Raw genomic sequence first — 18,895 nt, 5'->3', positions numbered from 1 at the left:
ATAATCACATGACCGCTTCCAGCTCCGGCTCCTCCGCCGCCGGCCCGACGCCGCAGGTCCCGCAGACCCGCACCGCGCGCCACCGGCGGATCGTGGACCTGCTCACCCGCCAGCCCGTGCGCTCGCAGAGCCAGCTCGCCAAGCTGCTCGCCGACGACGGACTCGTGGTCACCCAGGCCACCCTCTCCCGGGACCTGGACGAGCTGGGCGCGGTCAAGATCCGCAACCGGGACGGCGCGCTCATCTACGCCGTCCCGGCCGAGGGCGGCGACCGCACCCCGCGCGCGCCGATGGGGGAGTCCGCCACCGAGGGCCGGATGGCCCGCCTGGCCGGCGAGCTGATGGTCTCCGCGACGGCCTCCGGCAACCTGGTCGTGCTGCGCACCCCGCCCGGAGCCGCGCAGTTCCTCGCCTCGGCGATCGACCAGGCCGAGGTGTTCGAGATCATCGGCACCATCGCGGGCGACGACACCGTGCTGCTGATCAGCCGCGACCCGTCCGGCGGCCAGGCGCTCGCCGACCACCTCATGCAGCTCGCGCAGGCCAAGGCGCAGTAGCGCCCGCCCTCCGGAACCCCGGCCGAACGGATCCCGTCCGGCCGGGGTTTTGTGTTTCATACGGTCTCGTGCATACTTATGCCACCTGCTGCAAATGTGTGAAGGAGCCGCGCGATGACCGCCGACCAGTCCGCCGACGTCCGCCTCTGGGGCGCGCGCTTCGCCGACGGCCCGTCCGAGGCGCTGGCCAGGCTCTCCGCCTCGGTCCACTTCGACTGGCGCCTCGCGCCGTACGACATCGCCGGTTCCAAGGCGCACGCCCGCGTCCTGCACAAGGCCGGCCTGCTCTCCGACGAGGAGCTGGCGGGCATGCTGGGCGGGCTCGACCAGCTGCTCGCCGACGTCGAGGCGGGCACCTTCACCGGCACCGTCGCCGACGAGGACGTGCACACCGCCCTGGAGCGCGGCCTGCTGGAGCGGCTCGGCGCCGACCTCGGCGGCAAGCTGCGGGCCGGGCGCTCGCGCAACGACCAGATCGCCACCCTGTTCCGGATGTACCTGCGGGACCACGCCAGGACCATCGGCGCCCTGCTGCTCGACCTCCAGCACGCCCTGGTCGGCCTCGCCGAGGCGCACCCGGACACCGCCATGCCGGGCCGCACTCACCTCCAGCACGCCCAGCCCGTGCTCTTCGCCCACCACGTCCTCGCGCACGTGCAGGCCCTCGGCCGGGACGCCGAGCGGCTGCGCCAGTGGGACGCCCGCACCGCCGTCTCCCCGTACGGCTCCGGCGCGCTGGCCGGCTCCTCGCTCGGCCTCGACCCACAGGCCGTGGCCGCCGACCTCGGCTTCGAGGGCGGCTCGGTCGGCAACTCGATCGACGGCACCGCGGCGCGCGACTTCGTCGCCGAGTTCGCCTTCGTCACCGCGATGATCGGCGTCAACCTCTCCCGGATCGCGGAGGAGGTGATCATCTGGAACACCAAGGAGTTCGGCTTCATCACGCTGCACGACGCCTTCTCCACCGGCTCCTCGATCATGCCGCAGAAGAAGAACCCGGACATCGCCGAGCTGGCCCGCGGCAAGTCCGGCCGGCTGATCGGCAACCTGACCGGCCTGCTGGCCACCCTCAAGGCGCTGCCGCTCGCCTACAACCGGGACCTCCAGGAGGACAAGGAGCCGGTCTTCGACTCCTGCGACACGCTGGAGGTGCTGCTGCCCGCGTTCACCGGGATGATGGCCACCCTCACCGTGCACACCGAGCGGCTGGAGGAGCTGGCGCCGGCCGGCTTCTCGCTCGCCACCGACATCGCCGAGTGGCTGGTCAAGCAGGGCGTCCCGTTCCGGGTCGCGCACGAGGTGGCCGGCGCCTGCGTCAAGGTCTGCGAGGCCGAGGGCATCGAGCTGTCCGACCTGACGGACGAGCAGTTCGCCGCGATCTCCGGGCACCTGACGCCCGAGGTGCGCTCGGTGCTCAGCGTGCACGGCGCCATCGCCTCCCGCAACGGGCGCGGCGGCACCGCCCCCTCCGCCGTCGCGGTCCAGCTCGCCGAGGTGAAGGCGGACCTGGCGCGGCAGCAGGAGTGGACGAAGGCCTGACCGGGCCCGGCGGTCCCGAGGGGCGCGGCGGTGCGACCGTCGCGCCCCTCGCGCGTGCGTGCCCCCGGCCGGCCGTAACCGGGCCCGCTCCGGCCCGTCTTCCACGGTGTGTGCACTGCCCTTCCGCCCGTCCCCTCGGCCGAGGACGTCTACCTCGCCGAACGCCGCCTGCGCGTGGTCCGCGAGACGGTGGCCGCCCTGCCCGGCCGCTGCCCGCAGCTGGTCGCCGCCCTCGCCGAGGACCCGCCGCCCAGCTACCGCGAGCTCTCCGAACGGCTCGCCATGCCCCGCGGCTCGATCGGCCCGACCCGCTCCCGCTGCCTGGCCTGCCTGCGCAGACTGCTGAACGCCGAGCGCTATCCGTGACGGCGGGCGGCCCCGGCCGGCGGCCCCGCACGCGGGTGATGCTCCTCACGTCCGCCCCCGCGAAGGTTGAGGAAAGCTGACACCCGGGTAGAGCGCTGGCGAACGAAGCTCTTGACGGTGGCGCGTCCGCTCGGATACTGAGCGTGAGCGCGTCACCCTCTGCGCGCCGGGCACGACGATGGGGAGGCCCCTGCACATGGGCATGAGCGTGATCATCTCGGCGGGTGACGCCGAGGACGCGGAGCAGATCCTCAAGCTCCAGTACCTCGGCTACCAGCCCGAGGCGGAGCTGTACGGCAACTGGGCGATCGAGCCGCTGACGCAGAGCCTGGAGAGCCTGCGCGCGGAACTGACCAGTCGGCACGTCCTGGTCGCCCGCCTGGGCGACGAGGTGGTCGGCGCCGTCCGCGGCCGCGTCGACACCGAGGGCGTCGGCCGGATAGAGCGTCTGGTGGTCCACCCGAGGATGCAGCGTCACGGCCTCGGCGGCCGTCTGCTGGAGGCGCTGGAGCAGCGCCTGGCCGAGGACGGCCCGGTGGCGGCCTACCGCCTGTTCACCGGCCACCGCAGCCTCGGCAACCTCCGGCTGTACGCCCGCCAGGGCTACCGCCAGACCGGCGTCGAGCGGGTCGACAGCCGGCTGAGCGTCGTGCACCTGGAGAAGAAGCCGGACACCCTTCCGCTCGCCGCGACCGCCTGACCCGCTCCCGGCAACACACCCGGCGCCGCCACCATCCGGACACTCCGGTGGCGGCGCCGAGCCATGTCTGCCCTGGTCACAGCGTCAGGAGTCCGCATGGTGGACAGCCCCGGCAAACAATTGGGCACGAATCGACTCGTCTGATTTACTGGCTCACATGACTGCGACGACGAACTGGCCCCCCACCGGCACCGTGCCGGCAGGTGAGCGCGCCATGTGTCGCCGAATGTGTCACCGCTGAGGGCCATCGCCCCCGGCACCCCCCTGCGGGTGCCCACCCCTCGCGCCCCGAAGCGAGACTCCCGCGCCGCTCCGTCCGTGTGAGCGCGCCCAACCTGCCGCACCCTCCGGCCCGGCCGTCCGCCCACCCGCGGCGGCCGCGGACCCGCGATCGGTGAACCGGTGACACGTAAGGGCCATGCCGCCGCGCGGCCCCGCCGTCCACCGGCCACGATCAAGAGGTGGCAGGTCCGGACCCCCCTTGGCGAAGCGCCGTAACGACACCGCCGACCGCACCCCGGTCGGGCGGTCGACCGACGCCGCCCGCCCCCGACCCACGGAAGCTGCTGTGATCACCACCACGGACCTGACCAAGGTCTACCGCTCCCGAGGCCGCGAGGTGACCGCCCTCGCCGGCGTCGACCTGCACGTCCGCGCGGGCGAGGTCTACGGAGTCGTCGGCACCAGCGGTGCCGGCAAGTCCACCCTCATCCGCTGCGTGAACATGCTGGAGCGCCCGACCTCCGGCACCGTCACGGTGGACGGCGTCGAGCTGACCGCGCTGCCCGGCGGCGAGAACCGGGCCGGCCGGGAGCTGCGCGAGGCGCGCCGCCGCATCGGTATGGTCTTCCAGCACTTCAACCTGCTCTCCTCCCGCACGGTGCAGCAGAACGTCGAACTCCCGCTGGAGATCATCGGCCTGGACCGCACCCAGCGCCGCCGCAAGGCCGGCGAACTGCTGGAGCTCGTCGGCCTCGCCGACAAGGCCCGCAGCTACCCGGGCCAGCTCTCCGGCGGCCAGAAGCAGCGCGTCGGCATCGCCCGCGCCCTGGCCGGCGACCCCAAGGTGCTGCTCTCCGACGAGGCCACCTCGGCGCTCGACCCGGAGACCACCCGCTCGATCCTCAAGCTGCTGCGCGACCTCAACCAGCAGCTCGGCCTGACCGTCCTGCTGATCACCCACGAGATGGACGTCATCAAGTCCGTCTGCGACTCCGCCGCCCTGATGCGCGGCGGCAAGGTGGTCGAGTCCGGCGCGCTGACCGACCTGCTGGCCGAGCCCGGCTCCGAGCTGGCCCGCGAGCTGTTCCCGCTCAGCGAGTTCGGCACCGGCCACCCCGGCTCCACCGTGCTGGAGATCACCTTCCAGGGCGACACCTCGGCCCAGCCGTTCGTCTCCCAGCTCGCCCGCACCTACCAGATCGACATCAACATCCTCGGCGCGGCCGTGGAGACCATCGCCGGCCGGATGGTCGGCCGGATGCGGGTCGAGCTGTCCGGCGGCCACCAGGACAACGTGGTGCCGATCGGCTACCTGCGCGAGCAGGGCCTGCAGGTGGACGTGATCGGTGCGGCGAACGGAGCGGTGGCATGAGTGGCCTGAGCTGGGACCAGATGTCGGACCTGATGTGGCCCGCCACCCAGGAGACCCTGCAGATGGTCGGCGTCTCGACCGTGTGCACCGTCGTGATCGGGCTGCCGATCGGCGTCCTGCTGGTGCTCACCGCCAAGGGCGGGGCGCTGCAGAACCTGCCGGTGAACAAGGTGCTCGGCGCGGTCGTGAACCTCGCGCGCTCGCTGCCGTTCATCATCCTGATGATCGCGCTGATCTCCTTCACCCGGCTGGTCAGCGGCAGTTCGCTCGGCTGGCAGGCCGCCACCGTGCCGCTCACGGTCGGCGCGATCCCCTTCTTCGCGCGGCTGGTGGAGACCTCCGTCCGCGAGGTCGACCGCGGCCTGGTCGAGGCCGTCCAGGCGATGGGCGGCAGCACCTGGACGCTGGTCCGCAAGACGCTCGTCCCCGAGGCGCTGGCCGGCATCGTCGCCTCGGTCACCACCACGGTCATCGCCCTGATCGGCTACTCCGCCATGGCCGGCACGGTCGGCGGCGGCGGCCTCGGCGACCTCGCCTACCGCTACGGCTACCTGCGCTTCGAGACCGCCTTCATGTGGATCATCGTGGCCGAGATCGCGATCATCGTCACCCTCATCCAGCTGGCCGGCGACTACGCCGTGCGCCGGCTGGCCAACCGCGGCCACGGTGGCGGACGCACCCGGCTCCTGCGCCCCCGCGCCGCCACCCCCACCCCCGACGAGGACCTCGTCGCCTCCTAGACCTCCCTCGTCCGACCCCGGACGCGGCTCCCCGCATCACGCAGAAAGGCACTTTTCGTGCGCACCGTTGTGAAGTTCACCAGTGTCCTCGCCACCGCCGGCCTCGCCCTCTCGCTGGCCGCCTGCAGCAGCTCGGGCTCGTCCTCCTCGGACCCGAACGCGCCGCTGAAGGTCGTGGCCAGCCCCACCCCGCACGGGCAGATCCTCAAGTACGTCAAGGACAACCTCGCGGAGAAGGCCGGCCTCAAGCTCGACATCAAGGAGGTCACCGACTACGTGACCCCCAACACGGCGGTGCAGGACGGTTCGGCCGACGCCAACTACTTCCAGCACGTCCCGTACCTGGAGGACTTCAACAAGAAGAACGGCACGGACATCGTCTCGGTCGAGACCGTCCACCTGGAGCCGCTCGGCGTCTACTCCAAGAAGGTCAAGGCCATCGCCGACCTGCCGGCCGGCGCCACCATCGGCCTGCCGAACGACGCCACCAACGAGGGCCGCGCGCTCAAGCTGCTCGCCGACAACAAGCTCATCACCCTCAAGGACGGCGTCACCACCGCCGCCACCCCGGCCGACGTGACGGGCAACCCGAAGAACTTCAAGTGGAAGGAACTGGAGGCCGCCCAGCTGCCCCGCTCCATCGCCGACCTCGACGCCGCCGTCATCAACGGCAACTACGCGCTCGACTCCGGCCTGAAGCCGGCCACCGACGCGCTCCTGCTGGAGAAGGCCGAGGGCAACCCGTACGCCAACATCCTCGCCGTCAAGAAGGGCAAGGAGAACGACCCGCGGGTGAAGAAGCTGGCCGACCTGCTGCACTCCGCCGAGGTCAAGAAGTACATCGACGACACCTTCCAGGGCTCGGTCATCCCGGCCTTCTGACCGGCCCGACCGTCCCACGGCCCCACCTCGCAGCGCCCGACCGGGCCCCCGCCGCACCTCGGCGGGGGCCCGGTCGGGCAGTATGCACCAGGGACGCGCCCGCGGACGGCGTTCTGACGTACCGTCGTGCGCGGGGCGCACCGCGTGACGCCCGGGTCGCGGCGGAGGCGTACGGTGTTGTGTTCACGACCCGGCGAGGAGAGACGGCATGCCAGCGAGCTTCCCCGAGACCGCCATCAGCACCGAGCGGCTGCTGCTGCGGCCCCTTGCGGAGGACGACGCCCCGGGCCTCGCCGCGATGATGGCCGACGACCTCGTCCTGGCCTGGACGGACCTCCCGCACCCCTTCACCGAGGCCTACGCCGCCGAGCTCGCCCGCACCCTCGCCCCCGCCCACCGGGCCGCCGGACGCGGCATCCTGTTCGCCGTCACCGAGCACCTCACCCAGCGCCTGGTCGGCCTGGTCGAGCTGCGCAACACCGACTGGCGGCTGCGCGGCACCGAGATCTCCTACGTCACCGCCGCCTGGGCGCGCGGCGAGGGCTACGCGCCGGAGGCCGTGCTCGGCGTCGCCCAGTGGCTCTTCGAGGACCGCGACTTCCTGCGCCTGGAGATGCGCACCGCCGCCGGGAACACCGCCGCCCAGCAGGTCGCCCAGAAGATCGGCGGCATCAGCGAGGGCGTGCTGCGCAGCGCGTGGATAGTGCGCGGCGAGTCCGGCGAGGTGACCGAGGAGAGCCGCAGCGACCTCATCCTGTGGAGCCTGCTCCCGGAGGACCTGGAGTCGCCCGACCCGCGGCACGGCGGCTGGCACGGCGACCACCGCTACGTGCTGCGCGACTGACCGCCCCCGCCCCGCCCCCCGCGCTTCACCCTCCCGGCACGGACATGTGTGCGAGTTGTCGGCCTCCGGGGGATCACACCCGGTAACCTCTCCACCGGCGCCGCACCGCGGCGCGGTCCGTCGACGCACCGGACCGCACCGGATCGAGTCACCGCGGGCCGCGCCGGGACGCATCGAGTCGAGGGAGAACAGCCGCAGATGGCTGACCGGATCACGGTCATCGGATGGGACGGCACACCGCTGACCGAGGCCGCCGGCGCGGCCCTCGCCGGCGCGACCCTGGTCGCGGGCGCCCCCTACCAACTGAACGCGCTGCCGGTGCCGGCCGACGCCGAGCGGATCACCCTCGGCGCCATCCCGCAGGCCGCCCGCAGGATCGCCGAGCACCGCGGCACCGCCGTCGTCGTCGCCGAGGGCGACCCGGGCTTCTTCGGCGTCGTCCGCGCCCTGCGCAACCCCGAGTACGGCCTCGAACTCGAAGTCCTGCCCGCCGTCTCCTCCGTCGCCGCCGCCTTCGCCCGGGCCGGCATGCCCTGGGAGGACGCCCAGGTGGTCAGCGCCCACGGCGGACGGCTGCGCCGCGCGGCCAACATCTGCCGGGCCCACCCCAAGGTCGCGGTGCTCACCGCGCCGGGCGCCGGCCCGGGCGAACTCGCCCTGATGCTGCGCGGGGTGCACCGGACCTTCGTGGTCTGCGAGGCGCTCGGCACCGAGGAGGAGGACGTCACCGTCCTGACCTCCGACCGGATCGCCGACCACGTCTGGCGCGACCCCAACGTGGTGCTGGTGATCGGCGGCGGCGCCCAGTCCGGCCCGGTGGACGAGACGGCCGGCTGGCTGGCCGGCCGCCCGGTCGGCTACCCCGGCGCGGAGCGCGGCTGGGCGCTCCCCGCCGACGCCTACGCGGGCGCCGGGCGCGCGGAGGACGGGACCGGCGCACCGGAAGCGCTCCCCGCGCACGCCCGTGCGCTGGTGCTCGCCCGACTGGGTGCCCGCCCCGGGGACCTGGTCTGGTCGGTCGGCGCGGGCAACGGCGCCCTCGCGGTGGAGGCGGCCCGGTTCGGCGCCGCCGTCGTGGCCGTCGAGGCCTCCCGCTCGGCCTGCGCCCGACTGACCGTCAACGCCCGCCGGTACGGGGTCGAGGTGGAGACCGTGCACGGCCACGGCCCCGAGGTGCTGGGCGGCCTGCCCGAGCCGGACGCCGCCGTGGTCGAGTCCGGCGGACTGGACGTGGTGCGCGCGGTGCTGGCCCGCAAGCCCGAGCGGTTCGTCGCGGTGCCCCGGACGCTCGGCGAGGCGGAGCAGGTCCGCCGGGCGATCACCGAGGCCGGCTACCGGGCCGAGGGCGTGCTGCTGCAGGCGACCCCGCTGCGCGGCGCCGACGAGGGCGACGGGCTGGAAGTCGGTGCCGGCGCGGGTGCCGTGCTGCTGCTCTGGGGTGAGCAGATCCTGTGAAGGCACGGGGTGCGCGCCGGGTGCGCCCGGCGGCCCCGGCGGTGATCCCGGTCGCATCCGGACACCGATTCGAGAGGTGACCTCGCCGGGCCGGTAGTGTGGCGTCCCAGGCGGCTGCAGCCGTCGGCGACCCGACCGATTCGGTCGGTTTGTCACCTTTTTGACGTGGTGCAACCCGATTCCGCTCGGAGTGTGGGCAATTCGACGGGCCGCACGTCGGACCTGGAGAATGCCGTAGGGTCCGGTGCGGTCGTGCCGGTTGCTCCGGGCCGTCGTTGTTTCAGATGGTGCGCCGCCCCCTCGGGCGGTGCCCGGGCCGGGGTGCCGCAGCGCGCCGGAAGGACTTGGCCGCAGCGCCTCGGCGCGGCGGCCGCGTGTGGTTGAGGGGCGGGTCGGTGCAGGCCCGGCCCGTGCGGATCGGCGCTGCGGTCGGTGATCGCGTCGCCAAGGGGCGCGGCAGCGGCCTGGAAGGAGCTTTGACAATGACCGATGGCGGCCACGTCCCGGGCGAGGGACTGCCGGAGCACCTGCACGCCGGGCCGGACCCGCTCGGCGGACCGGAGGGCGTCGCGGGCGTTGCACCCCTGCAGGGCGTCGCGACGGACGGCGGAATGATCCCGAACCCGGCGGCGCCGCTCGGCGGTCTGCCCGGCGCGGTGCCCCCGGGCGCCGGCGCCGTCCCGCCGCAGGCCCAGCCCGGCTTCACCGTCCCGGCCCCCGGCATGCCCGGCGACGGCTGGGCCGTCGACCAGGGCGCGCCGCGCCCGGCCTTCCACTTCCTCGACCAGCCGGACGGGCTGGACGAGGAGGAGGACGTGCTGCTGATGCCCGGTCCGCAGGGCTCCTGGGGCGAGCCGTTGGCGCCCGCCCCGGTCGACCAGACCGCGTTCGCCCCGCAGCCGGACGGCCTGCCGGTCGAGCCGTCCTGGCCGCCGGTCGAGCCGCCGGTGCTCGGCGGCGAGCACGCGCAGCAGCCGCCCGTCCACGGCGTCCCCGCGCAGGCGCAGGCCGGGCAGCCGGTCGCGCAGGTCCAGCAGCCGCGTCGGCCGCTGCACGCCGGACCGCCGATCCCGGACCCGTCGCTGATGACCGGCCAGGTGCCGGTCCGTTCGCTGGCCGACCGCGGTCCCTCGCAGGGCGGCACGCCGGCGCACGGCATCCCGGTGGTCGGACGGCCGCCGGTGGCCGAGCCCGTCGCTCCCGCGCCGCAGGCCGTCGGGGTGGCGCCGCAGATGGTCACGGCTCCGGTGGCCGAGGGCGTCCAGGGCGTCCAGCACGTTCAGGACGTCCAGGGTGTCCAGCAGGTGCCGCAGGAGCAGGGCTTCCCGCAGGCTCCGGCGGGCGTGCCGCAGGTCGACGGCGTGCTGACCGTCGAGACGGTCGGCGCGATCGAGGTCGTCGAGGTCGTCGAGACGCCGGAGGCGGCCCAGGCCGCTCCGGTGGCGGAGGTCGCGGGGGTCGTCGAGGCGGTCGCGCCGCAGGCCGTCGTGGCCGAGGCTCCGGCCGCCGAGGGCGTCGCCGTCGAAACCGTGGCCGTGGAGACGGTCGCCGTGGAGGCCGTGGCCGTCGAACAGGCCGCCGAGGCGGTCGCCGCCGTCGAGGCCGTCGCCGTCGAGGGCGGGGCCGAGCAGGCCGACGCCCCCGCCCAGGGCGGCCAGCCGCGCCGGATCTCCGCCTTCCTCGCCGCGCCCACCCCGCACGGCCTGCCCACGGTCGAGGCCGCCGAGCAGGCCCCGGCCGTCGAGCCGGAGGCGGCGCAGCCGCAGCACGCGCCCATAGCGGCCGCCGACGCGCCGCAGGCCGTCGTGGCGGAGCACGCCGAGCAGGCTGTCGAGCCGGTTGCCGAGCCGGGTGTCGAGCAGGTTGTCGAGGCGCAGCCGGGTGAGCAGGCCGTCGTCGAGCCGGTCGCCGAGACCGCCGCCGGCACCGGCGAGATGCCGTCCGGTCAGGCCGTCGGCGAGTCGGCCGCCGAGGGCGAGCAGCCCCAGCCGGAGGCGCCGGCGCAGGCCGAGGCGCCCGCGCAGGCCCAGGCCGCCGAGCCGGTCGAGCCCGCCACCGAGCAGGCCGCCGCCGAGCAGCCCGTGGCGGAGCAGCCGGCCGAGGCCGTCGCGCCGGAGCAGCAGCCGGTCGCCGCCGAGCAGGCCGCGCAGGCCGAGCAGCCGGCCGAGCCCCGGGCCGCCGAGGAGCCCGCCGCCGAGCAGGCCCCGCAGCCGGAACAGCCCGAGCAGCCCGCAGCGGCCGCCGACGCTCCGCAGGCCGCCGACGCTCCGCAGGCCGTCGCGGCGGAGCAGGCCGAGCAGCCCGCCCCCGAGGCCGCCGCCCCGGCCGCCGCCGAGCCGGAGGCCGCCCAGGAGGAGGCCCCCGCCGAGCAGCCGGGCGCCGAGCAGCCCGCCGCCCAGGAGCCGGCCGCCGAGCAGCCCGCCCCCGCCGAGCAGCCGGACCAGCCCGAGGGCTCGGCCGCCGCCGAGGAGCCCCAGGAGCCCGCCGAGCCGCGCGGCCCGGCCGCCCCCGGCTACGACGAGGCTGGCCGCGACGCCGTCCACCAGGTGATCCGCGAGCGCCGCGACATCCGCAACGGCTTCCGCCCGGACCCGATCCCGCACGAGGTGCTGATCCGCGTCCTGGAGGCCGCCCACACCGCGCCCAGCGTCGGCTACTCGCAGCCGTGGGACTTCGTGGTGATCCGCTCCGCGAAGACCCGCAAGAAGATGCACGCCCTGGCCGAGCGCCAGCGCGAGGCGTACGCGGACTCGCTGCCCAAGGGCCGCGCCAAGCAGTTCCGCGAGATCAAGATCGAGGCCATCCTCGACACCCCGGTCAACATCGTGGTGACGGCCGACCGAACCCGCGGCGGCCGCCACACCCTGGGCCGCCACACCCAGCCGCAGATGGCCCCGTACTCCGCCGCCCTGGCCGTGGAGAACCTCTGGCTGGCCGCCCGCGCCGAGGGCCTGGGCGTCGGCTGGGTGAGCTTCTTCGACGACGAGGAGCTGGTCCGCGAGCTGGGCCTGCCCGAGCACCTGGAGGTCGTCGCCTACCTCTGCGTCGGCTTCGTGGACTCCTTCCCGGACGAGCCCGAGCTGGAGCAGCAGGGCTGGGCGAAGAAGCGCCCGCTGTCCTGGGTGGTCCACGAGGAGCAGTACGGCAACCGCGCGCTGCCCGGCGAGGAGCCGCAGAGCCTGCTGGCCGACACCCTGCGCGGCATCCGCCCGCTGGACGCCAAGGCGCTCGGCGAGGCCTGGGACCGGCAGAAGCGGATGACCAAGCCCGCCGGCTCGCTCGGCATGCTGGAGATCATCTCCGCCCAGCTGTGCGGCCTGTCCCGCAAGTGCCCGCCGCCGATCCCGGAGCCCGCCTGCGTGGCGATCTTCGCGGGCGACCACGGCGTGCACGCCCAGGGCGTCACCCCCTGGCCGCAGGAGGTGACCGCCCAGATGGTCGGCAACTTCCTGGCCGGGGGAGCGGTGATCAACTCCTTCGCCAAGCAGATCGGCACCGAGGTCTGCGTGGTGGACGTCGGCGTCGCCGCCGACCTGCCGGACGCCGTCCAGCAGGGCCGCGCCACCGGCCTGCTGCCGCGCAAGGTCAAGCCCGGCACGGACGACATGACGCAGGGCCCGGCGATGAGCCGCGAGGAGGCCCTGAAGGCGATCGAGGTCGGCATCGAGACCGCCCGCGACCTGGTCGCGGCGGGCAACAAGGCGCTGGTCACCGGCGACATGGGCATCGCCAACACCACCGCCTCGGCCGCCCTGATCTCGGTGTTCACCGGCCTCGACCCGGCCGAGGTCACCGGCCGCGGCACCGGCATCGACGACGAGACCCACGCCCGCAAGGTCGAGGTCATCCGCGCCGCGCTGGCCCTGCACCAGCCCGACCCGGAGGACCCGATCGGCGTCCTCGCCGCGGTCGGCGGCCTGGAGCACGCGGCCATCGCCGGCTTCCTGCTGGGCGCCGCCTCGCTGCGCACCCCGGTGGTGCTGGACGGCGTGATCGCCGGCTCGGCCGCGCTGGTGGCCAAGGCGATCGCCCCCGAGGTGCTGGCGGCCTGCATCGCCGGCCACCGCTCCGCCGAGCCCGGCCACCAGGCCGCGCTGGCGAAGCTCGGCCTGCGTCCGCTGATCGACCTCGACCTGCGCCTCGGCGAGGGCACCGGCGCCCTGCTGGCCCTCCCGCTGGTGCAGAGTGCGGCCCGCGCGATGCACGATGTAGCCACCTTCGACTCCGCCGGGGTCACCGAGAAGGCCTGACGCACCCGTCACCGCTCCGCGGACCGGCCCGAGGGCGCGCCGGCCCGCGGAGCGGCGTATCGCCGTCCCATCCGCACACCCCCTCACCCCCGACCAGGAGCACCGCCGATGACCGCGCCCACCCCGCACCCCAGCACCGAGGGCCGTACGCCCTACCCGGTCGGCCTGCTGCTGGCCGGCCGCCGCGTCGTCGTGGTCGGCGGCGGCCAGGTCGCGCAGCGGCGGCTGCCGGCCCTGATCGCCTCCGGCGCGGAGGTGCACCTGATATCCCCGGCCACCACCCCGGCCGTCCAGGCCATGGCCGACGCGGGCGAGGTCACCTGGCACGCCCGCCCCTACCAGGACGGCGACCTGGCCGGCGCCTGGTACGCCCTGGTCGCCACCGACGACCAGGCGGTCAACGAGGCGGTCAGCGCCGAGGCCGAGCGCGCGCGGGTGTTCTGCTCCCGCAGCGACGACGCCGCCGCCGCCACCGCCTGGACCCCGGCCAGCGGCCGCGACGCGGGCGCCACCGTCGCCGTCCTCACCGGGGACCCGCGCCACTCCGCCGCCCTGCGCGACGCGATCGTGGACGGCCTGCGGGACGGCTCGCTGGCCGCCCGCCAGTACCGCACCCGCGGCGCCGGGGTGGCCCTGGTCGGCGGCGGCCCCGGCGACCCGGACCTGATCACCGTGCGCGGCCGCCGGCTGCTCGCCGACGCCGACGTGGTCGTCACCGACCGCCTCGCCCCGCGCGAGCTGCTCGCCGAGCTGCCCGAGCACGTCGAGGTCATCGACGCCTCCAAGATCCCCTACGGCCGGTTCATGGCCCAGGAGGCGATCAACCGCACCCTGATCGAGCACGCCAAGGCGGGCCGGTTCGTGGTGCGGCTCAAGGGCGGCGACCCGTACGTCTTCGGGCGCGGCGGCGAGGAGCTGCTGGCCTGCGCCGAGGAGGGCATCCCGGTCACCGTCGTCCCGGGCATCTCCAGCTCGATCAGCGTCCCGGCGGCGGCCGGCGTCCCGGTCACCCACCGCGGCCTGACCCACGAGTTCACCGTGATCTCCGGCCACGTCGGCCCGGACGACGAGCGCTCGCTCACCAACTGGGAGGCCGCCGCGAAGATGAGCGGCACCCTGGTGCTGCTGATGGCGGTGGACAAGATCGGCGCCATCGCGGCCCGGCTGATCGAGTACGGCCGGCCGGCCGACACCCCGGTCGCGGTCGTCCAGGAGGGCACCACCGCGGCCCAGCGCCGGGTCGACGCCACCCTCGGCACGGTCGGCGAGGTCGTCGCGGCCGAGGGCGTCAAGCCGCCCGCGGTGATCGTCATCGGCGACGTCGTCAACGTCCTGGCCGCCGCCTTCCGCCCGTAGGACGGTCGGCAGGACGGTTCACGGAGTGGGAAGTCGGCCGGTCCGACTTCCCACTCCGCGTGTTGGGGCGCCGGTCACTCCAGCGGCTGCTCCGTCCAGATCACCTTCCCGGTCGCCGTGTACCGCGTCCCCCAGCGGTCCGCGAACTGCGCGACCAGGAACAGCCCGCGCCCGCCCTCGTCCTCGGTCGCCGCGTACCGCAGGTGCGGCGAGGTACTGCTGCCGTCCGCCACCTCGCAGATCAGCGACCGGTCCCGCAGCAGCCGCACCCGGATCGGCCCGGAGCCGTACCGGATCGCGTTGGTCACCAGCTCGCTCAGGATCAGCTCGGTGACGAACGCCGCCTCGTCCAGCCCCCACTCCGCCAGCCGCCGCGCCACCGCCGCCCGGACGCCGCCCACCGCCGCCGGATCGGGCGACACCTCCCACTCCGCCACGTGGTCCGCCGGCAGCACCCTGGTCTGCGCCACCAGCAGCGCGATGTCGTCCTGCGGATCCGCCGGCAGCAGCGCCCCGAGCAGGTCGGCGCAGGTCTGCTCGGGCGTGCGCGCCGGCCCGGCCAGCGAGGAGCGCAGCAGCTCCAGCCCGGTGTCCAGATCCCGGGTGCGGTCAACCACCAGGCCGTCGGTGAACAGCACCAGCCGGCTGCCCTCCGCCAGCTCCAGCTCGACGGCCTCGAACGGCAGCGCCGCCAGCCCGAGCGGCGGCCCGGTCGGCAGCTCGGCGAAGACCACCCGGCCCTGCGGATCCACCACGGCCGGCGCCGGGTGCCCGGCGCTAGCCAGCGTGCAGCGGCGCGACACCGGGTCGTAGATCGCGTACAGGCAGGTCGCCCCGGCCAGCCCGGTGCCCTCGCCGGCCGCCTCCTCCTGGTCGATCCGGTTCACCAACTCGTCCAGGTGCCCGAGCAGTTCGTCCGGCGGCAGGTCGAGCGTCGAGAAGTTGTGGATCGCCGTGCGCAGCCGCCCCATGGTCGCCGCCGCGTGCAGCCCGTGCCCCACCACGTCCCCCACCACCAGCGCCACCCGCGCCCCCGGCAGCGGGATCACGTCGAACCAGTCCCCGCCCACCCCGGCCTGGGCCGGCAGGTAGCGGTACGCGACGTCCAGCGCGTTCTGCTGCGGCAGGCTGCGCGGCAGCAGGCTGTGCTGCAGCGTCACCGCCATCGCGTGTTCCCGGGTGTACCGCCGCGCGTTGTCCACGCACACCGCCGCGTGCGCCACCAGCTCCTCGGCCAGCGCCAGGTCGTCCGGCTCGAACGGCTCCGCCCGCTGCGCCCGCCAGAACCGCGCCACCCCCAGCAGCACCCCGCGCGCCCGCATCGGCACCCGGAGCAGCGAGTGCACGCCGTACTCCAGCACCTGCGCCGAGCGCTCCGGGTCCTGCAGCCGCCAGTCGTCCGCCTCGGTCAGGTGCGGCTCCAGACCGGGCTCACCGCTGTCCAGCGCCCCGGCCAGCGGCGTCTCGGGGACGACGTCCAGCACCGTGCCCACCGGGTGGAACGGCCCGTCCGTCCGCACCCCGGCGAAGGCCGCGCGCCGCATCCGGCCCAGCGAGGCGCCCGGCGGGGGCTCCTCGCCGGTCAGCACCTGCTCGGCGAGGTCGACCGTGACGAAGTCCGCGAACCGCGGCACCGCGACCTGCGCCAGCTCCTCCGCCGTCGTGGTCACGTCCAGCGTGCTGCCCACCGTCACCCCGGCGTCGTACAGCAGCTTCAGCCGGTGCTGCGCGGTCTCGACCCGCCCGGTCAGCGCCAGCAGCTCGGTGGAGTCACGCAGCGTGGCCACGCAGCCCGGCGGGCCGCCCGCCTGGTCGGTGAGCCGGACGTTCACCGCGATCAGCCGCTCCCCGGCCATCACCACCTCGTCGCTCACCGGCCGCCCGGCGGTCAGCAGCGCCAGCGGGACGGGCTCCAGGCCCAGCTCGGCGACCGGCCGGCCCTCCGCGTCCGGCGGCAGGTCGAGCAGTCGGCGCGCCTCGTCGTTGCAGAGCAGCAGCCGCCCGTCGGTGACGATCATGACGCCCTCGCGCACCGCGTGCAGCACCGCCGCGTGGTGCTCGTACATCCGGGTCATCTCGACCGGGCCCAGCCCGTGCGTCTGCCGCCGCAGCCGCCGGCTGATCAGTGCCGTGCCGAGCGTGGCCAGCCCGATCGCGCCCGCCGCGGCGCCGAGGACCACCGGCAGCTGGCGCTCGCTCGCGGTCGAGACGTTGCTCAGGGTGACGCCCGCCGACACCAGCCCGACCACCGAGCCGTCCGGCGCGTACACCGGGACCACCGCCTGCACCAGCGGGCCCAGCGTGCCGGTCAGGTGCTGGGTCACCACCTCGCCGCGCAGCGCGGGCTCGTAGGTGCCGATGAACTTCTGGCCGATCCGGGCCGGGTTCGGGTGGGTGTACCGGATGCCCTGGTTGTTCAGCACCACGACGAAGTCCACGCCCGAGGAGACCCGGACGGACTGCGCCTTCGGCTGCAGGACCGCGGTCGGATCGGGGGAGCGCAGCGCGTCCACGATGCCCGGCGAGTTGGCGAAGGCCTGCGCGACCGCCACCGACCGGTTCCGGGCCTCGTTGTCGGCGTCGTTGTGCGACTGCACCACCAGTGCCACGACGGCCCCCGCCACCAGCAGCAGGACGACGAGCAGTTGCAGCGCGAAGACCTGCCCGGCCACCGACCGGTGCCGCGTCGACCGCGGCGGCTTCGCGCGGTGCAGCTGGTGCCGACCGCGTGGGCGACCACCGGAGGAGTCGGCGGAGCCAGGAGCACCAGAGGCCGACGGAGCCCAGGATCGGCCCGGGGAACGGGCCATACGGTCATATTTGCACCCCTGCTGGCTCGGGACCACCCCGCCCGGTCCACCGTTTGGCCTTCCCCGCCCCGGCTTGGCAAGATCGCAGGGTGTCCGAACCCAGCACCGTCACCGACCCCGCCGACCCGCGCCTCGCCGACTACACCGGCCTCACCGACGTCGAACTGCGCCGCCGCCGCGAACCGGCCGAGGGCCTGTTCATCGCCGAGGGGGAGAAGGTCATCCGCCGCGCCCTCGCCGCCGGCTACCGGATGCGGTCGATGCTGCTGACCCCCAAGTGGCTGGAGGTGATGGCCGACGTCATCGCCGAGGCCGACGCCCCCGTCCACGTCGTCGAGCCGGGCCTCGCCGAAGCCGTCACCGGCTACCACGTCCACCGCGGCGCGCTCGCCTCGATGGAGCGCAAGCCCCTCCCGGCCGCCGCCGAACTCCTCGCCGGAGCCCGCCGGGTCGCCGTCCTCGAAGGCCTGGTCGACCACACCAACCTCGGCGCGATCTTCCGCAGCGCGGCCGCCCTCGGCATGGACGCCGTCCTGCTCTCGCCCGACTGCGCGGACCCGCTCTACCGGCGGGCCGTCAAGGTCTCGATGGGCGCCGTCTTCGCCGTCCCGTACGCCCGCCTCGAACCCTGGCCGGCCGCCCTCACCACCGTCCGCGAGGCGGGCTTCAGCCTGCTCGCCCTCACCCCGGCCGACACCGCCGTCGACCTCGCCGAGCTCACTCCCCAGCGCCTCCCCAAGGCCGCCCTCATGCTCGGCGCCGAAGGCGACGGCCTCACCCCCGCCGCCCTCGCCGCCGCCGACCACCCCGTCCGCATCCCCATGGCCCACGGCATCGACTCCCTCAACGTCGGCGCCGCAGCCGCCGTAGCCTTCTACGCCGTCACCACCGCCTGACCCCGCTGCGCTCCTTGCGCAGGAAGTCGGCCCCTCCGACTTCCTGCGCAACCAAGCCCGAGCCTCGCCGCCCCCCAACAGGAAAGTCGGCCCGCGCGACCCCCTGCGCGGCCAAGCCCAGGCTTCCCCACCCCCACAGGAAGTCGGCCCCTCCGACTTCTCACGCCGCGCTCGGCCTCCCGGGCCCGGACCCTGCCATCTGCGCACGAAGTCGGCCCCTCCCACCCCCGCCCGGCCAGGGCGTCAGCTGATCCCATGCCTTGCCTACGACGGCCTGCGTCGGAAGCCGGCCCACCCGGGTGCCTGCGCAGGAAGTCGGCCCGTCCGACTTCTCGTGCTGGAGTCGGCCTCCCAGGGCGCGAGCCATCTGCTTCGTCGGCCTCGCCTGCGCGGGAAGTCGGCCGGCCCGACTTCCCGCGCGCCATCGTTTTCTCGGTGGGCGGCGGCTGATCGTGGTTTGGCCAGGCCGGCGGCCCGCACCGGATGTCGGCCCGTCCGACTTCCTGCGCATCAGTGTTCTAGCTGACCCCGTGGCCCCATGCGGCCGGTCGGCTGGGGGCCCCAGCTGCGCGAGAAGTCGACCCCTTCGACTTCTCGCGCACGGGCGCTGCGGCTGGGGCGCAGCCTGCACCGGATGTCGGCCCGGCCGACTTCCAGCGCCGGTGGGGGTCAGCCCGTGGGGGCGGTGGGTGGGGCGGGGGCGGCGGCTGGGGGTGGGCTGGTGGGGGAGGCGGCGCCGGCGCCGGGCCAGGATTCGTCGAGGGTGCCGTCGGCCCGCACGGTGTAGCGGGTGGAGGCGATCGCGCCGGTCGCGGCGACGCGTTCCTCGCGGACGACGGTGCCGCCGTCGAGCCGCCAGCTGGCCGTGGCCTGCGGGTCGGCCGCCGAGGTGCGCCAGGTCGCGGC

At 74.8% G+C, this 18,895-nt stretch carries 13 protein-coding genes and 1 pseudogene; 12 read left to right on the top strand and 2 right to left on the bottom strand.

What is annotated here, in order from left to right:
* The first annotated feature begins 8 nt into the window (after positions 1–8).
* From VM95_RS27560 to cobA, 11 genes are all read left to right on the top strand, one after another.
* On the top strand, positions 9–557 hold the full coding sequence (locus tag VM95_RS27560) for an arginine repressor (RefSeq protein ID WP_045701579.1): 549 nt from the start codon (positions 9–11) through the stop codon (positions 555–557).
* Positions 558–671: 114 nt separating this feature from the next.
* Positions 672–2,096 (top strand): argininosuccinate lyase, encoded by a 1,425-nt coding sequence (gene argH / locus VM95_RS27555; protein ID WP_045701578.1) that lies wholly within the window; start codon positions 672–674, stop codon positions 2,094–2,096.
* A gap of 108 nt (positions 2,097–2,204) precedes the next feature.
* A complete protein-coding gene (locus tag VM95_RS27550; RefSeq protein ID WP_052707617.1) occupies positions 2,205–2,462 on the top strand; it encodes an RNA polymerase sigma factor in 258 nt (85 codons plus the stop codon).
* A 196-nt stretch (positions 2,463–2,658) separates the two neighbouring features.
* Positions 2,659–3,162, top strand: coding sequence for a GNAT family N-acetyltransferase (locus tag VM95_RS27545; RefSeq protein ID WP_045701576.1), 504 nt, complete (start codon positions 2,659–2,661; stop codon positions 3,160–3,162).
* A 568-nt stretch (positions 3,163–3,730) separates the two neighbouring features.
* Positions 3,731–4,756: a methionine ABC transporter ATP-binding protein gene (locus VM95_RS27540; protein ID WP_045701574.1), complete on the top strand. Its 1,026-nt coding sequence runs from the start codon at positions 3,731–3,733 to the stop codon at positions 4,754–4,756.
* A 5-nt stretch (positions 4,757–4,761) separates the two neighbouring features.
* Complete coding sequence (locus tag VM95_RS27535) at positions 4,762–5,496, top strand: methionine ABC transporter permease (protein WP_045701633.1); 735 nt, start codon at positions 4,762–4,764, stop codon at positions 5,494–5,496.
* Positions 5,497–5,553: 57 nt separating this feature from the next.
* On the top strand, positions 5,554–6,378 hold the full coding sequence (locus tag VM95_RS27530) for a MetQ/NlpA family ABC transporter substrate-binding protein (protein WP_045701572.1): 825 nt from the start codon (positions 5,554–5,556) through the stop codon (positions 6,376–6,378).
* Between the two features lie 208 nt (positions 6,379–6,586).
* Positions 6,587–7,222: a GNAT family N-acetyltransferase gene (locus VM95_RS27525; RefSeq protein WP_045701570.1), complete on the top strand. Its 636-nt coding sequence runs from the start codon at positions 6,587–6,589 to the stop codon at positions 7,220–7,222.
* A gap of 198 nt (positions 7,223–7,420) precedes the next feature.
* A complete protein-coding gene (cbiE, locus tag VM95_RS27520) occupies positions 7,421–8,677 on the top strand; it encodes a precorrin-6y C5,15-methyltransferase (decarboxylating) subunit CbiE (RefSeq protein WP_045701568.1) in 1,257 nt (418 codons plus the stop codon).
* A gap of 482 nt (positions 8,678–9,159) precedes the next feature.
* The gene (cobT, locus tag VM95_RS27515; protein WP_078860622.1) at positions 9,160–12,927 is read left to right on the top strand and encodes a nicotinate-nucleotide--dimethylbenzimidazole phosphoribosyltransferase; all 3,768 of its coding nucleotides are present in this window, start codon (positions 9,160–9,162) and stop codon (positions 12,925–12,927) included.
* A 108-nt stretch (positions 12,928–13,035) separates the two neighbouring features.
* Positions 13,036–14,283: a uroporphyrinogen-III C-methyltransferase gene (cobA, locus tag VM95_RS27510; RefSeq protein WP_045701565.1), complete on the top strand. Its 1,248-nt coding sequence runs from the start codon at positions 13,036–13,038 to the stop codon at positions 14,281–14,283.
* A 74-nt stretch (positions 14,284–14,357) separates the two neighbouring features.
* On the opposite strand, the gene VM95_RS27505 is transcribed toward cobA, so the two are convergent.
* Positions 14,358–17,093, bottom strand: a complete 2,736-nt coding sequence (locus VM95_RS27505) for a SpoIIE family protein phosphatase (protein WP_078860621.1) — start codon at positions 17,091–17,093, stop codon at positions 14,358–14,360.
* Between the two features lie 89 nt (positions 17,094–17,182).
* On the opposite strand from VM95_RS27505, the gene VM95_RS27500 reads away from it, so the two are divergent.
* The gene (locus VM95_RS27500) at positions 17,183–17,989 is read left to right on the top strand and encodes a TrmH family RNA methyltransferase (RefSeq protein ID WP_045701562.1); all 807 of its coding nucleotides are present in this window, start codon (positions 17,183–17,185) and stop codon (positions 17,987–17,989) included.
* A gap of 669 nt (positions 17,990–18,658) precedes the next feature.
* Here the strand turns inward: VM95_RS27500 and VM95_RS43825 are convergent.
* Positions 18,659–18,895 (bottom strand): annotated as a pseudogene (locus VM95_RS43825) (hypothetical protein); the annotation flags it as partial.

Origin of the sequence: Streptomyces rubellomurinus (assembly GCF_000961885.1) — a bacterium.
In the GTDB taxonomy this organism is placed as follows: Bacteria; Actinomycetota; Actinomycetes; order Streptomycetales; family Streptomycetaceae; genus Kitasatospora; species Kitasatospora rubellomurina.
The sequence above is the reverse complement of the archived record's forward strand: the minus strand, read 5'-3'. Positions and strand labels throughout refer to the sequence as shown.

Coding starts and splice junctions, on each gene's coding strand:
- VM95_RS27560 (WP_045701579.1), top strand. CDS start 9: ATGACCGCTTCCAGCTCCGGCTCCTCCGCCGCCGGCCCGACGCCGCAG.
- argH (WP_045701578.1), top strand. CDS start 672: ATGACCGCCGACCAGTCCGCCGACGTCCGCCTCTGGGGCGCGCGCTTC.
- VM95_RS27545 (WP_045701576.1), top strand. CDS start 2,659: ATGGGCATGAGCGTGATCATCTCGGCGGGTGACGCCGAGGACGCGGAG.
- VM95_RS27525 (WP_045701570.1), top strand. CDS start 6,587: ATGCCAGCGAGCTTCCCCGAGACCGCCATCAGCACCGAGCGGCTGCTG.
- cbiE (WP_045701568.1), top strand. CDS start 7,421: ATGGCTGACCGGATCACGGTCATCGGATGGGACGGCACACCGCTGACC.
- cobT (WP_078860622.1), top strand. CDS start 9,160: ATGACCGATGGCGGCCACGTCCCGGGCGAGGGACTGCCGGAGCACCTG.
- cobA (WP_045701565.1), top strand. CDS start 13,036: ATGACCGCGCCCACCCCGCACCCCAGCACCGAGGGCCGTACGCCCTAC.
- VM95_RS27505 (WP_078860621.1), bottom strand. CDS start 17,093: ATGGCCCGTTCCCCGGGCCGATCCTGGGCTCCGTCGGCCTCTGGTGCT.